At 71.0% G+C, this 15,542-nt stretch carries 2 protein-coding genes; both read right to left on the reverse strand.

Annotated elements, in window-relative coordinates; translation table 11 throughout:
• Positions 1-22: 22 nt before the first annotated feature.
• Positions 23-769 carry a hypothetical protein gene (locus Aco04nite_RS26200; RefSeq protein WP_212999907.1) on the reverse strand — a complete coding sequence of 249 codons (747 nt, stop codon included), beginning with the start codon at positions 767-769 and terminating at the stop codon, positions 23-25.
• The gene (locus Aco04nite_RS26205) at positions 766-15,480 is read right to left on the reverse strand and encodes a DUF8616 domain-containing protein (protein WP_212999908.1); all 14,715 of its coding nucleotides are present in this window, start codon (positions 15,478-15,480) and stop codon (positions 766-768) included. Before Aco04nite_RS26205 ends, Aco04nite_RS26200 begins: the two co-directional genes overlap by 4 nt.
• Between the last annotated feature and the right edge of the window lie 62 nt (positions 15,481-15,542).

Consider the following 15,542-nt stretch of genomic DNA (forward strand, 5'->3'; position numbering starts at 1 on the left):
ACGCGCACCTGGGCGGCCGCGCTCACCCGAACAGCACGGCCAGGGCCCGATGCGCGGCGGCCGCACTCACCGCGGGCACGGTGTGGTCGTGCGCCCGGATGTGGGCCAGCAGATCGGCGTCAGGGCTCAGGCCGTACGTGGTCAGGTAGTAGCCGACGGTGTCGGTCCAGATCCAGGTCCCGTCGGTGCGGTAACTCATCGGGACCACCGCACCGCGGGCCGGGTCGAGGATGTCCGTCATCCGATCCGTGGTGGCGAGCAGCACCTGCCCGCCGTTCAGATAGCCGAGCACCAGGTGGGGCTGGTCGGGGCCGGTCATGGTGGGATGCTCGGGGTCGAACATCGGACCCGTGACCGGGTCGGCACGGTCGAAGACCCGGGCCAGCTGGATCGCCACGGCAGGTTCCGCGGACCACAGCAGAGCCGACCGGCCCCGGGCCGCCCGCAGGTGATCGGGCGGTGTATCCCCGGCCAGGTAGGACTCCACCCGCGCGTCGTCCTCACCGGTGACGGCCAGTAACGCACTGGCGGCCCGATCGGAATCCGCCTCGATGAGAAATACCCGCTCCGGTCCCGCGTCGGGACCGAACCACCAGGCCCGCCACAGCGCTTGGGCGTCCGGCACACCGGCGACCGCGGCCACCGCCGCGGCGTCGACCGTGTCCTGCCCGGACCCATCGGTCAGATCCAACATCATCGGGCCGGGCTCCCCGGTCAGGGCCGGCCGGAACTCGTAGGCCGTCTCGCCGGCTTCGGTGGGTGTCGTCATCGGTCGCTCACCTCTCGGTCTTCTGGGTGTTGTCGGTGCCGTTCGGTGCCCGCACCCGGTTCAGCACCGGCATGCATGCCGGACCACGGGAACGGTGGGTCATCCCCGGCGTCGTCGCTGCGGTGCGGCGCTGCCGGGAGGTCGGTGCCGAGCTCGTCGGTGGTGGTGGCGGTCAGCGCCCGCCATCCGTGAGCGGCGTTCGATGCCAGGAGGCGGGGGCGCCCGTCCACGTCATACGCGGTGCCGGTGACGAACGCCTGCCCGCCGGCGGTGGTCCAAGCGGTCCCGGCGGGTGCGACCACCCGGGTGCCGGGCGGAAGCGCGCGAGCCAGGCGGGCGGCAAACCCGCTGCCGGGATCGTTCGCCGTACCGTGGGCCACTAGAACGATCGTCCGGCCGAGTGACCGGGTGTCCCTCGTGATGAGTACGGCTAGCGCCTCGGCGGAGACCTCGGTGCCGTCGACGGTCGGGATGCCGTCCGTGGCGTGGACGAACACGACGTACGAACCGGGGACCGGTGGGAAGCCCACCGCCATGTCACGGGTTCTCGGACCGTACAGCGCCGCATCGGTCAGGGCCATCCCGGCGTTCACCTTCTCGTGCCTGTTGCCCAGGGCGCGGGTCCGCGTCGCATGGCCGATCAATGCTGTGACCTCGGTGGCGATCTCCCCGGCAGCGGTGATGTCCGGGCCCATCTGCTGCTCCACGGCATGCATCCCGGCCAGCCCTTCCTCAGCGTCCCGGAGCGCGGCCGCGGCGATCGTGGGGATCGTCGAGAGTTGCTCCCACGCGGTGAGCGCCCGGTCCTGATGCTGCTGTGCCATGGTGAAAGCGATGTCGAGTGCGGTCTGCAGGCCGTCGAGCCGAGTCGACGCCTGCTGGTCACCACCGCGGGCTGCGGCGGCCGTGTCCAACAGCTCCGTCGTCGCATGCAGGACAGTCCCGGCTGCCGCCATGAACGCTGTCACCTCGGCCTCCAGGGTGTCGCGGACGGCAGCGGTGTCCAGGTCCGGGATCGCCTCGACGGTCTTCGCCCTCCGACGCATGGCCTCCAGAGACGTGCCCATCCGCTGGTGCAGGCTGAGGATGCGTTGTTCAAGGGCGTCCGCGGCCTCGGGAAGCTCTCGACGGGGGGAGTTCAGCCGCAGCTGGGCTTGTCTCAGGGGCTTGTGAAGAGCGGTGAGACGGGCCATGGTCGCCGTTGCAGTGCCCTTCGCGCGGGCTATCTGCGCGGGAATGTCGCGCAGAGCGCGATCGGCCACGACGGTCCGGTCGGCCGCGCGCTCGCGCAGGCTGTCCAGGGCATCGCCGGTTGAGGACATCACCGACGCGAGCTGAATCGCATGCGTAGCGGCACGCTCGACGGTGAGATCGGTGGTCTGCCGCGCCACGCCCATCGACGGTTGCTCCCGGACCGTCGCCACACGCGGGGACCCCTTCCGGTCCACGTTTTCGATCTTGAACGTCGCACCCGGCAGGAGCAGGACCTCACTCTCGTTGCTGACGTTGGAGAGCGCGGAGATGTCGCGTCCGGCATGACCGTTGAGCGTCATCTCCAGCAGGATGGGCCTGTCGATGATGCCCTCGTGGTCCAGGGCGAACCGCAGACCGGCCGCCCGCAGCCGGGAGGTGCTGCTCAGGTCCGTCGTGGTGAATTCGGACCGGTCGTACATCGAGCCGACAGGTGCGGCCCCGTCCCCGCGGAATACGGCGGCGGTCACCGGCGGGAGTAACTGCAACGCATCCACGATCATGTCGAAGTGCGCGGCCATCTGGTCCGGGAGAGTCCGCGCGAGCTGGGCGGCCTCGGTATCGAGCTTCCTGGTCGCGGTGGCGATCTTCGCCTTGTCCCTGCTCCCGACCGCGTCCTCGAGATCGTCGAACAGCTCTATAACCGCCTGGTTCGTGGACAACGAGGACGACAATCCGTGCGGTACTCCACGCTTCACCCTGGCGACGGCCGAGGTGATCTCGTTCTTCACCCGGCGACCCACGAGAGCCGCGGCCGCGACACGGGGAACTGCCTTGCGGGGCGCCATCAGGTTGATCAGCTCGTGGTCATCGCCGGTGTACATCTGGATGGCCAGCACATGGGCGAACGTCAGGGACCGGGCCACGGCCTCCCGGGTTCCCGGGCTCTGGGTGAACCAGGTCTCGAGCGCGGGTGTGCCGGTGCGCAGCTCATTACTGAAATGCACGGCGGTCTGGATCATCTCGGTGGACAGGCCGTGGAATCGCGGCTCGCCGTCCCCGAAGGCACCCAGCGCTATTTTCACGTACGCCGCCTCGTGCGGCAGCATGTTCGGCAGGTGAGCCAGGCCTCGCACGTCCCTGCCGGTGACGGCCGCGATGTCGCCCGGACTCGTCCCGGTCAGATCGCGGACCTGGCCGGACGTAAGGCCGAAGGCAATGAGCGCCCGGTGCAGCTCCTCGGCGGATGCGGATTTCGCCACCGCAGGGCCGGCCTGCACGGTCGCGGCACCGCGCATGATGTCGTGCAGAGACTGCTGCCCGGTGGTGAGCCCCCACGCCATGACCGCGAGCACGAAGTCATGACGCGTGACATCGGGCAGGGCCAGCCGGTCGAACGCGCTCACCAGGCTCGCGGTCGTGCGGGCGCCGTCCCGGTCCGCCGTCCGGCCGACCAGGGCGGCGGCGTGGAAGGCGGCCATGAGGTCAGGCACGCCTGGGTCCTGGCCGGGAACGCTCCCGCGCAGCCCGGCGACCGCCTCGCGGGCCGCGTGCCGGACCCGGGGCTGCCCGGCCAGCCGGCTGCCCAGATTGCGCTCGAACGCGAGGACCTGGTCGCGATGGATCGCCGCCTCGAGCTCGGTGATGGGCCGGGTGGAGTACGGGCGTCCCTCCGAACCCCAGGCAACCGGCGAGACGGCGTCGTCGTCGTGGCGCGGAACTGTCGCGGGCAGGTCGGTGCCGAGCTCGTCGGTGGTGGTGGCGGTGAGTGCCCGCCAGCCGTGGGCGGTGTCGGGTGGTAACAGGCGGGGGCGCCCGTCCGGGTCGTATTCGGTGCGGGTGACGTAGGCCTGGCCGTCCGGTGTGGTCCAGGCGGTGCCGTTGGGAGCTATGACCCGGGTGCCCGGCGGCAGGGCTCGTGCCAGGCGGGCGGCGAAGCCGTTGCCGGTGTCCTCAGCCGTGCCGCAGGCCATGAGGACGACGGCCCGGCCGGATGACCTCTCGTCGCCGGTGATGATCGACGCCACGGCCTCGGGTGCAGGGCCCGTGCCGTCGCGCCCGGCATGGAAGAAGACAAAGTACGAGTCGGGGCGCGGCGGGAACGTCCGGGCGGCCTCGGCGGTCGGCCCCTCCGGCCCGTTGTCCAGCAGCGCGACACCGGCGGGGACAACAAGCCGTGCGTGGGGCCCGCCGGCGGTGTCGGGGCCGGTGCCGATCGCCACGTGGGTGGCCTGAAAATCGCCGAGCCCGCGGAAGTAGCTCTGCAGTGCCTTCCAGTAACGCTCCTCCTGCCGGTGGCGGGCGGTCAGCGTGTTGTCGTAGATGTCCTGCCTGACACCGTTGTGGCGGGCCTCCGCCTCCGCGTCGGCAGCCGCGATGAACCGATCGGCGGCGGCCTCCAGAACCTGCTGGCGCCGGACGAGGTCCTCGAAGTCGTCCTTCGCGTTCTGCGGAGCGTTGCCGTCGATGCCGAGGATCCGCCGTCCCTCGGCCATCCCGGTGCGCACGACCAGCCGGATCTGCCTGTCGGTGCCGTCGGCATGCGGGTGCCGTCCGGTGATCTGGTTGGTGAGCGTGCCGCTCAGCCGGGGCCGGGTGACGTATTCGAGGAGAACCGTGTGGTTCTCCGGCTTGGCGTTGCCGAACGACGTGGAGCTGCTGCCCTCACCACTGGCGAGGGCAGCGGTGTCACCACTGGCGGGACCGGTCCCGCTGTTCTCCAGCGCCTGGTACGGATCACCCATGTAACCGCGGCCGAGCAGGAGCCGCGGCATGGTGCTGGTGATGCTCTGGTGGTTCATCGAGGTGCCGGCGCCGGTGATGCTCTGCGTGACGTGTTCGCGGTAGACGGTGGCGTCCAGACCGGCCAGCCGTACCGCGATCGGCTCCAGCCCCAGCTGGGGAAGCAGGGACCGCAGCCGCACGTCGGTGCTGGTCACCGCCGGGAAGTCGAGCATCTCCGGCGAGAGCAACCGGGCCGCGTTGGACAGCAGCACATCCGGGGTCAGACCGGCGCGCACCTGATGCGAACCGGGATAGCCGGGCAGCCGCAGCCGGGCGCTCGCCTCGCTGAGCATGGCGGCCGCCATCTCCTGCAGCGCCCGCGCGTCGCCGATGTCCTCCGGCGTGAACAGCGGCGGGACGAGCAGCCCGTTGACGGCGGCCCAGCCGGGTTCCGCGCCGGCGACACCGCCCGGGGTGTACGCGCCGGGCGCGTCCAGCGGTACGGGCTCGCGGGCGGTCACGACGGTCCGCAGATCGCCGGCCCAGCGGTCGACGGTGACGTCGGACTCGAACGTGATGCTCGGGCCCGGTACGGCCTTGCCGTCGCGGAAGACCTTGATCTCGAACGTGGGCCGCAGGACGATGCGAGCCTTCACCCCGCGGGCGGACGAGATGTTGATCTCCCGGCGTTCGGTCTCGACCACGGAGGTGTGCCCGGTCAGGTGGGTCGCCGCGTACTGGTGGCCGCCCCCGATCGCCGCCTGCTTGCCGTGGGGATTGACGATGCCGGTGCCCGCCGCACCGGCGAGTCCCTGGCCCCCGCGGGTGGTGCGGACGACCTTGGTGCCGACCCGGGTGCCGACGGTGCGGATGTCCATGTCGTCGTGGTCGGCCTGGAAACCGGCGAAGGTGATCTCGTGGCGCAGGCTCGCTTCGAGCCGTACGTCGTGCAGGTTCTGAGTCACCTTGCCGGCCTCGGCATGGATGAGGGAGACCCCGCCGTCGAACAGATTGCCCCACGACCGCTTGACGCCGGAACTCGCGAGCATCTGCAGGATCCGGTTCCGGTTGAGCATCGGATCGGCGAGACCGGTGCCGGTGAGCGCGTCCAGTACCGGTTTCAGCTGCGTCGCCTGCTCAGAACCCGCAGGAACCCGGCTCAGGGCCTGGATGGCGGGTCCGACCAGGGACGGCACCCGGTGGAACACCAGCAGTCCCTGGCCGTGGGAGCGGCCGGGTGGCAGTTGGAGCTTCTGCTCGCGCACCTTGTCGAGGAAGGCGGGCGGACTCGCCGGCGCGGGCGCGACCCGTCCCGCACCGTCCAACAGGCCCAGCCGCCCCGCCTGAGCCTCGGTGACGCGCAGATAGATGCCGTTCCTGATCTCGGCGCTGTGCTGGACCGCCTTGTGTCGTTCCCACCTGCCGGGCTGCAGCGGGGCGGGGACCATCGATTTCGGGAAACGGGCCGGGGAGGCGATCTCGGCCGAGACGGAGGCCCGCAGATCGGCCACGACCAGGTAGGTACGGGCCTTGCCCTTTCGGTTGTTGACGTTACGGTCGATGAAGCCGCCGACCCGGTCCCGGAACCGCTTCAGCTTGTTGGTGATGATGCGCTGGTAGCCGGCCTGACCGGTGGCGCCGCCGCCGTAGCGGTCCTTGGCCGTGCCCGGTTTGCGCAGCGAGAAGCCGCCCGTGACCCGGGCCAGGAATTGCCGTTCCGTGGTCGTCGAACCCCACACCTGGGTGCCGCCCCCGGAGGCGTTCTCACTGGTCGTCGTCGCGGGGTCCCCGACGATACGCGGGTTGGTGATCCGGGCCGCCAGCGCGATGTCCAGGCGACCGCCGTCGTCCATGGTGGTCAACGGCTCCGGCGCCCAGTGGGCCTCGGTCATCGCGCTCAGGTTCGCGATCTGCCGGGTGACGGTCACCCGGTCACTCAACTCGGCCCGTAGCGGCATGCCCTCGGTCAGGGCCACGTCACCTCGTAGCCCGGCGAGTTGCCGATGCGAACCGACCCGGATCTGCCGGGCAGCCGCCAGAGCCAGCTCCGCGACCTCCCCGGCACCGGGCATGGACTCGACGTACTGCCAATCGGTGACGGTCGCCTGGTCCGGCCGCCGGTCGACGAAGCCCCGCAGCGTGGACAGGTCGGTGGCGGTCTGGGGCAGCACCCGTCCCTGTTCCCGTTGTCCCACCGTCATCGGGTTGGCGGCGGTCACGGACTCGGTGACGGCACTCTTCGCATAGAGAACCCGGACCTTCTGGCGCTCGGTACGGGTGTAGCGCGGGACCGACCGGCTGCCGAGCCTGATGTCCGTGCGGGTGAAACCGGGTGCCAACCGGGTCTTCATACCCTTGACGATGCGACCCAGTCCGATCCGCGAGCGCAGGTCCCAGCCGATCGAGGTGCGATAGGTGTATACCTTCACGACCAGTTCGAGATCACCCTCGTACGCCTCGGAATCCGTTGTCCCCCCGTGCAACGCGGTCTCCTGGCCGCTGGTCTCGACGCCACCGTCGTGCCCCCTGCGCACGTTGCCCTCGACACCCGCGCCGATGGTCAGGCCGGTGTTGACCACCTTGCCGGGGATCCGGCCGATGAACGCGCCCTCCACGGCAGCGGTGCCACGCCACTGCCCGCCCGCCGCGACGGCGTCCTGCCGGTCGTTGCCCTGAGAGTTACGGACCGCGACCCGCGGCTCGACGCCCGCGTACCGCAACCCGAGCGGGTGCGCCGCCTCGACGTGCACCACCGTGTGCCGGTCGCCGAACATCCCGCTGCGGGTGAGTACCGCGCTGACACCTCCGTTGAGCAGCGCGGTGTAATGCTGTCGCAGTCCCGGGACGGACAGCACCCGGTCGAGCTCGGCCTGGTTGCGCTGCCGCTCCGCGGCCGAGCCGGCCAGGCCGAGCCGGGCCGAGACGACAGAGCGGCGGTAACGCGGCAGGAAGCCACCACCGACCCGGCGGATCAAGGTCTCGGTGCTCGCCCGCAGGCCGGAGAACCGGCTCATCCCGAGCGGCATCGCGTGCCCGCCCCAGACCGCGAACGGCGGTGCGGGCTTCTGCGACTCCGGTGCCTCCGGAGCAGCCTCGGGTGCTTCCGGCGGCTGCACCGGGGCCAGCAGCTCGGCCAGCTTGTCCTGCGGGACTCGGGCGAGCACGGTCAGGTCGACCACGACCGGATCGGCGTCGGACGTGCGGCGCATCGGGTGCCGCAGCGCGTTCAGGCGTACGGCCGGACTGATCGTGAGCCTGGCCTTCAACTCGGCAAGAGTGTTCGCGACGTCCTTGAACTCGGTGCCGGTCCTGCTGGTGCCGCTCTGCCGCGCCGAGGTGCCCGTGGTGCGCCGGAACCCGGCCGCGAACCGGGCCTGGATCCAGCCGATGCCGAAACCCCAGCGGATCGGCACGACACCGGCACCCCCGCCGACCTGGATCAGGTGCTCCTGCTTGACGGTCTCGGTGATGCCCGGCTGCCACCGGAACGACGACTTCGCGATGTCCGCGACCGCCGCGACCGAGGTGACCTCGGCGCTCATCTCCAGGCCCACTGCCTGTCGCCGGGAGTCGCTCAGGATCAGCGGGGAATGTGCCGGGCTCTCCAGCGAGGGCATCAGGTGCCCCAGGACGTTCGACTCGGTCAGCAGGGCCCGCACCTGCTCGCGGCTGACGCTGCCGGGGCCCGCGATGTTCGACCTCGTCAGCTGCCGCAGGACATGTTCGGCGGCGTGGTTCCAGCTGACCGCGCCCGGGACCCCAGGGATGGCAGCGCCCTTGATCCGCACCGCGCTGACGTTCTCCACCAGCGTCGAGACGTCGAACGGACCGTCGCGACCGTCGGTCCGGGCGGTGGCGGTGGCGATGTCGTCCAGGGCATGGAACGACACGTCGGCCGTGATGTCACCGTCGGCCGGAGTGCCGCCCGAGGTCATCGCCACCGCCGGGGGCAGCTGCCCGGTGCGGGTGGCCGTCACCGTGAACCTCACCGGCGACCGGACCAGATGTGACCGGCCGCCCCGGACATTGTGCGAGTCGGTCAGGCCGGTGCTGTACTCGGTGTTCTCGGTTGCCTGTGCCAGCGCCATCTCGACGGTGAAGCCGCCGCCCGGCCCGACCCGGCCGCCGAGCGTGGCACCCGTACCCACGGTCAGGCTCTCGCCCGAACTCCGGGTCTCCCGGGTTGCCGTCGTGGCGTCGACGCGCGTGTCGAACTTCGTGGTGTCCAGATCGACACGCTGCTCAGCGCCGGTGAACCTGGTCGGTGCCACCGTGACGCTGTGCCAGCGGCCCCAGCCGTCCTTCACGTCGAACGTGCGCCCGCCATCGACGAAGAACGACGGCAGATCGTCACGGAGTGCGGCCGCGATCGCCTCGGTGCCGACCTTCACGGCGTACCGGCCGCCGGGCGTGAACCAGGCGACCTTGCGGGTGATCTGGTCCTGCACCCGGCGTCGTGCCGCGGCGACGACGTCCGCGACCAGTTGCTCCGGGTCGGTCGCCCCGGCCACCTCGTAGAGCAGTTCGGGGTGGGTCTCGTAGAGCCCGAGCCGCGCGGGCGTGGTGAGCCTCGACGGCCCGGCCTCGCCAGGGCTGGACCCGGCCAGGCCGGTGGGGGTGTGCGACGGCCAGTCCGGGAGCACCGCGGGATCGACGGCGGTCGCCAGGAAGTAGGCGTCCGCGTCGGTCGGCCAGACGGCCAGGTCACCGCTCTGACCGTCGAGGTACAGCGCCTCGCCGTCGTGGTTGACGACGTTGAAGGCGTGCGCGATCTCGTTGCCGGGCCGGCGGGCGACGACGATCCCGCGGGCGCCGGGACCGGCGCGCTCCACGACCCGGGTGAGCGAACCCTGATCGGGTACCGCGAGCAGCGGCCCCTGGGTGTAGTTGAGCAGGTCCGCGATGGGGGAGTCCGACGTCGGCGGGGCGATCTGGACGGTGCCGGTGCGCAGCACGTCGTCCACGACGGTCGCGACCAGGACGCAGTTGGTGCGGCCCGCACCGTTGTCGTGCCGGCTCGGGTTGACCATCGCCAGCCAGTCCAGGTCACGACGCACGAGCTCGGGGTTGACCGCGATGACGTCCAGGCCGGTGCGCGTACCGAGGTCTGCCGGTCGTCCGGCCTTGGTGAGGACCGGGTGGAACTCGACGTCGGGGAAGCGGTCGTGGAAACGGCCCGCGACCCGTTCGACCCAGCCGAGGATCCGGTCCGGGGTGACGTTCTGGCGGACCTTCGCGCTCATGTGGCGGCCGGACTTGTCGTTGATCTCCCAGCGACCGGCGGTCCCGTCGTACGAGATCTCACCGGCGATCCGGGCCGGCCGCCTGACCGTGCGCCCGTCAGCGGTGAACCCCGCCCCGAGCGTCGGATGACCCTGGTGGTCCAGCTCGGCCTTGAGCTCGTCGACCTCCGTCGACGTCCAGCCGGCCAGCTCCCGCCACTCCGCATCGGTGAGGACGGTTCCGACTTCCTCGGTGCCGATGACGATCTCGCCCTGTTCGTCGACCACGTAGTGCCAGCGGGCTGCGTGCCGGTCGAGGAACGCGCGGGGGAACTCCGACAGCGGGTACCGCAGCGGGTTGACCCGGACGTCACCGCGGTCGTCCCGCTCGCCGGCCTTCACCCGCTTCGGTCCTGCCAGCTCCCCGTACGCCCGGTCCAGCTCGCTGTCTCCGTCCTGCCGGGAGACCCGGGCCCGCACCGCGAGCCCGGCGTACGAGCCGTCGTCGGCGCGTACGAGCTGGAGCGGCCCCGCCGGCCCGTGCCCGACGTCGGCGACCTGCGTGAGCGTGTCGTCCAGCACGTGGATCCGCACTGCGAGTGCGTCCGCGACCTGCTGGAGCAGTTGTTGCCCATCCGCCACCGACCCGATGCGGTCGCGGATCAACTCCGCCGCCCGGGTGAGCCGATGCGTGTCCGTGCCCTTGCGGATCGCTTTGCGGACCTTCTCGTCGTCCTCGAGCCATGCGGCGAGATCAGCGTCCGCCGGTGCCGGAGGCCCCGCCGGCCACAGCAGCTTGCCGAGCAGCGGCCCGTCGGCGGCGATCAGCGCGTGCAGGATCTGATCAGGCCCGGCGGGCGGCACCGACAGCTGGTACGGCTGCCCGCCGACGACCGGCCCGTCGCCGTGGTCCGTTCCGGTGGGGGAGGCGCCGAGCGCCGCGGCCAGCACCGCGCGCGCCTCGTCGGTGTCGGGCGACGACTCCAGCATGCGGGCGTACCGGATGCGGTGCAGGGCGACGACCGCGTTGATCTGCGCGACGACGTCGTTGAGGATCTCCGGTTCGTGGGCCAGGATCGATCGGACCGCGTCCACCCGGGTCAGCCCCGGCGTCTGCTCGACCAGCTGATCGACCCTGAGCCCCAGGTAGTGGGCGAGGAAACGGTCGGCCATCGGGCGGGCATCGTCGCGCAGCACCTGAGCCAGCTCGAGGATCGTGTCGTCGGGCAACGCGTCGAGACCGGCCAGCGCGCGGGCCCTGAGCCGTGCGTCGGTGGGGACCTCGGACTCCACGCCGGTACCGCCGCCGCGCAGGCGCGGTCGTTCGGGGAACGGCGGCGGCGTGCCGGGATCCCGCAGGGCGGCGATCCGGTGCGCGACACGCCATGCCAGCACCCGGTGGTTCTCGCCGGGCGACCGCGTCAGCCCTGCCAGCGCGGCCTCGACCTCGGGCAGCCCGGCTCGATCCAGGTCGGCGCTGCGCAGCGTGGTGTTCACGTCGGAGAGCAGGAAGTGCTCGGCGTAGGAACCGGTGCCGGACTGCGGAGTAGGTGGTTGGGCGTTGTCCAGCAGCAGCGCGGCCTCCTCGGCGAGGCTCTCCGCCTTTCCGGCCTCGTGTACCCGCAGCGCCAGCAGAGGCCGGCCCAGGATCAGTGCCGCCTCGTGGATCGCTGTCTCCACCCGCCGCGTCGCATCGGTGATGTCGGCTCGCGCGGTGTCCCGCTCCCGCGTCGCGGCGAGGATCTGAGCCTCCAGCGCGGACTGCGTGACGTCCAGTCGCGTCATCATCGGGCCGGACATCGGCCCGTCCGCTGACAGGGCCCGCAGTTCCGCGGCTGTGTTCCGGGCGGCCTCCGCCGAGGACAGCGCCCGAGCCCCCGCGTCCTCGGCGCGGGAGACATCCGCGGTGAGGTCCGGTAGTGCCGATGCGGCTCGTTCCACCTCGAGTGCGAGGGCCGCCGCGAGGCGGGTCCCGGACCGCAGCTCCGTGCTGCGTTCGAGGAGTGCGTCCAGGTCGGGATGGGTGGGGACGAGTTTCATGGCGGAGCGGATGTCGTCGTCCGCACGGTCCAGCGCGTCGTCGAGGGCCCGGACCCGGTCCAGGCGCGCTTCGATGTCCCGTTTCAGCTCACCGAGCCTCGTCGAGGCGGTGGACAGCCCGGCGGTGCGCCGGGTCAGGTCGGTGATCACGGAAGCCGCCACCGCGGACAGGTCGGTGGCGACCGTGGAGAGCCGGGTGGCCGTCTGTTTCTCGGCCGCCGCCGCGATCCCGACAGGTTCCTGTTCTGCGACGACGATGGAATGGAAGCCGCTGTCGTCGCCGGGCTTCTCGGAGGCGAAGGTGGCACCCGGCAGGAGCAGGACCTCATCTTCCGCCTCGATCTGGGACAGCCCCGAAATGTCCCGCCCGGCGCGCCCGCGAAGGCCGATGGTGAGCAGGACCGGATGCTTCCAGGTGCCCGTGTATTTGCGCGCGAAGGGCAGCGCCTTGTCCTTGTTCCGCGCCGTGCTGGTCAACTGCGAGGTGGAGAAGGCTTTCCGGTAGTACATCGATCCCACCGGCGCGGCCCAGTCACCGCGGAACGTCTCCGCGGTCACCGGCGGAAGCAGTCGTAGCGCCTCGACGGCCATGTCGAAATGCACCGCCATCTGGCCGGGCAGTACGGCACCGAGCGTCTTGACGTGCGCGGACAGCTCTTCGACAACGAAGTCCACGTCATGCTGCCGGCCGGCTTTGACGGCAGTGCCCAGTCTGCCCATCAGCGCCGTCATCACCCGGTCGTTCGCGAGCGCGTGCGACAGTCCGTGCGGCCTGCGGTCCAGCACCCTGTCTACGGCGAGGTCGACCTCGCGAGCCACCTGGTCGCGTACCCGCAGGGCGTTGATCTCGCGGGGCACACCCGGCTGTGGCGCCATCATGTTGATCATCTGATGGCTTTCGCTGGTGTACGCGCGCAGCGCGACCAGGTGAGCGAACGTGAAGCCGCGCCGCATGGCCTCGCGCGCTCCGGGGTTCCGCTCGAACCACTCGTCCAACGGGCCGGTGCCGAGCCGGAGAGCGTGGTGCAGCTCCGCCGCTTGGTGAAGATCCTTGCCGGAGACGCCGCTGAAGTACGGGCCGTCACCGCCGAGCACACCCAGGGCCGTGATCGCGTACGCGGCCTCGTGCGGCAGCATCCGCGGTGTGCCGACCCCGGCGAACTCGGCGGGCAGTGCACCGACGTCCATCGCGCTGAACCCGCGGATCTGTGACGGCGTGATGCCGAACGCGGTGAGCCCCTCGTACATCTGCTCGGCCGAGGTCATCGCCGAGACCCGCGGCCCCACGTTCATGATCTCGGCGCCGCGCAGCAGTTCGTACAGCGAATGGTCCTTGCTGGTCAGCATCCAGGCCATGACGGCGAGCTGGAAGTCCTCCCGGGAGACGCCGGGAACCCTGAGCCAGTCGAACGCGGCGAGCATCCGGGCCGTGGTGCCGGAGACACCCGCGGTGACGGGCATACCGGCGGCATCGTGGGTCGAGCCGTACCACCACGATCGTGGGTCCAGCTGCCACGTCGCCTGCCCGGTCACCCAGGGCAGCGGCGCCTGATCGTCGTCGGGGGCGAGATAGCGCCGTTCGCGGTCGCTCAGCGCGATGCCGAGGCCGTCCAGCTCGGCCGCGGTGATCGTGCCGGACGTCTCCCGGGGCTGCGGGCCCGGCCGGGTGATCTTGCCGTGCTGGCTGAGCAGGAACGCGAGGTTCGCCGTGGACCAGTCCGAGTTCGCGGCCAGGACGCCCAGCGCGAACGGGTCCGTCGCGAAGACATGGCCCTTGCCCTGCAGACCGGCGGCCGCGTACATGACCGTGCGGCGCCAGGTCCGGTACTCGTCCATGACCGTGCTGAGCGCCCCGGTGTCGAGACCCAGCTCCTCGGCCTCGCTGAGATCCTGATCGGCCAGCATGTCCTGGACGACGCTCTTCAAGGTGGCCGGCGCGGGGGAGCTCTCGTTGCGCCCGTCGGCGTTGTAGTAGGCCGCGTTGTAGAACGCGGTCATCAGCTCCCGCAGGTTGCCGCCGGTCAGCATCGCGTCGATCGCCGCGTCGTCCAGGCCCTCCCCGACCTGTCCCGCGCTCGCCCGGGAATCCCGGACGAACGAACGCAGCGGGCTCGGCGTGCCGGCGCGGGCCAGGACCTCCCGGAGCCGGGCCACGGCGGCGAGCGCCGCATACCGTACGTGTGGCTGCTGGAAGAGCCACGCCCCGAGGTTGCGTTCGAACAGCTCGGCCTGCCGGTGGTAGATCTCCGGCTGCGTCTCGACGATCGGCTGGACGGCGTAGGTCGTGCCCCACGGGAACGCGGGCCCGGCCGTACCCGAGGGCGGGTTCACGGTCGGCAGGTCGGGGCCGAGCTCGGTGAAGTCCGTCGCGTCGAACTCCCGCCAGCCGGATCCCGGCGTGCCCAGCCGTGGCCGGCCCGATCCGTCGAAGTCGCCGGCCGTGCCGGTCACGTATGCCCGGCCGTCGGGGGTGGTCCAGGCCGTCCCGGCCGGGGCGACGACGGTGACCTCGCCCGCGAGCAGACCGGCGAGGCGGGCGGCGAAACTGTCGAGACCGGCGTCGGCGGAACCACAGGTCATGAGGACGATCCGCCGGTTGCCCCACCTCGGATCAGCGCGGATCAGGGCTGCGACGGACTCCGGGGTGAGCTCGGTGCCGCGGACCAGCGGGCCGCCGTTCGCCCCGCCGTGAGCGAAAACGATGAACGAGTCCGGCTGAGCGGGAAAGTCCTGCGCGGCCCGGCTCGACCCGTCGTCCGAATCCGGATCCAGCAACACCATCCCGGCCGGCACCTCGACGGGAACCGCCCGTGGAGCCCTGCGCATGTGCCTGTCGAGATCGTGGACGACCTGCCGGAACTCGGTCTCCATCACGTCGAAGGTCGGGCGGCCCTTGTGGTGATGCCGGAGCTCCACCACGACGAGCGGGGTGTCGTGCAGGCTGCCCGCACCGTCGTCGAGCGTGGTCATGTGGGTGCGGATCTCGAGTGCCTGGTTCTGGTCGATCAGTCTCGGCGCGTCCGGCCGCAGGATGCTCTCGAGATACTCCCCGACCTCGTACGTGCCGGCCTCGTCGGTCGCGGTGACGGGCTGAGCCAGCACCTCGGCCGGATCGTTGTCGTGCCGGTTCGCAACGAGGTACTCCGTGATGAGCTGATCACGGATGTCCTGCCAGTTCGACTCGACATAGGCGCGCGCGTCCTCGGGGAGCCCGGACCGCAACGCGTGCAGCGCTGTCCGGCTCGCGACCATCGCGAAGTTCTTGGGCTGGCCGGCCGTCGCGCCGAGATGCCCGGAGATCACCGCGGCGACCTGGACGTAGCTCAGGGCCATGAAGCCCAGCAGGGAGGTGAACTCCGGGATCTGCGCCCGGCGCAGGGTCCGCGTACTCATCGCTGTGTCGTTGAGCTCGACCCCCAGCCGGCGGGCCAAGATCTTGCGGGCGAACTCGACGGACTGCAGGTGATGATCGATGGCTCTGGTGGTCGCCTTGTTGGTGCCCCGGCCGCGGTAACGGTCGCTCAGGTCGGCCATGAAACGGAAGAGACCACCGACCGGCACCCCGGCGGTGTAGTGGGTGAGGAACGTGTCCGGAT

This window comes from Winogradskya consettensis, assembly GCF_018332715.1.
GTDB lineage: Bacteria > Actinomycetota > Actinomycetes > Mycobacteriales > Micromonosporaceae > Actinoplanes > Actinoplanes consettensis.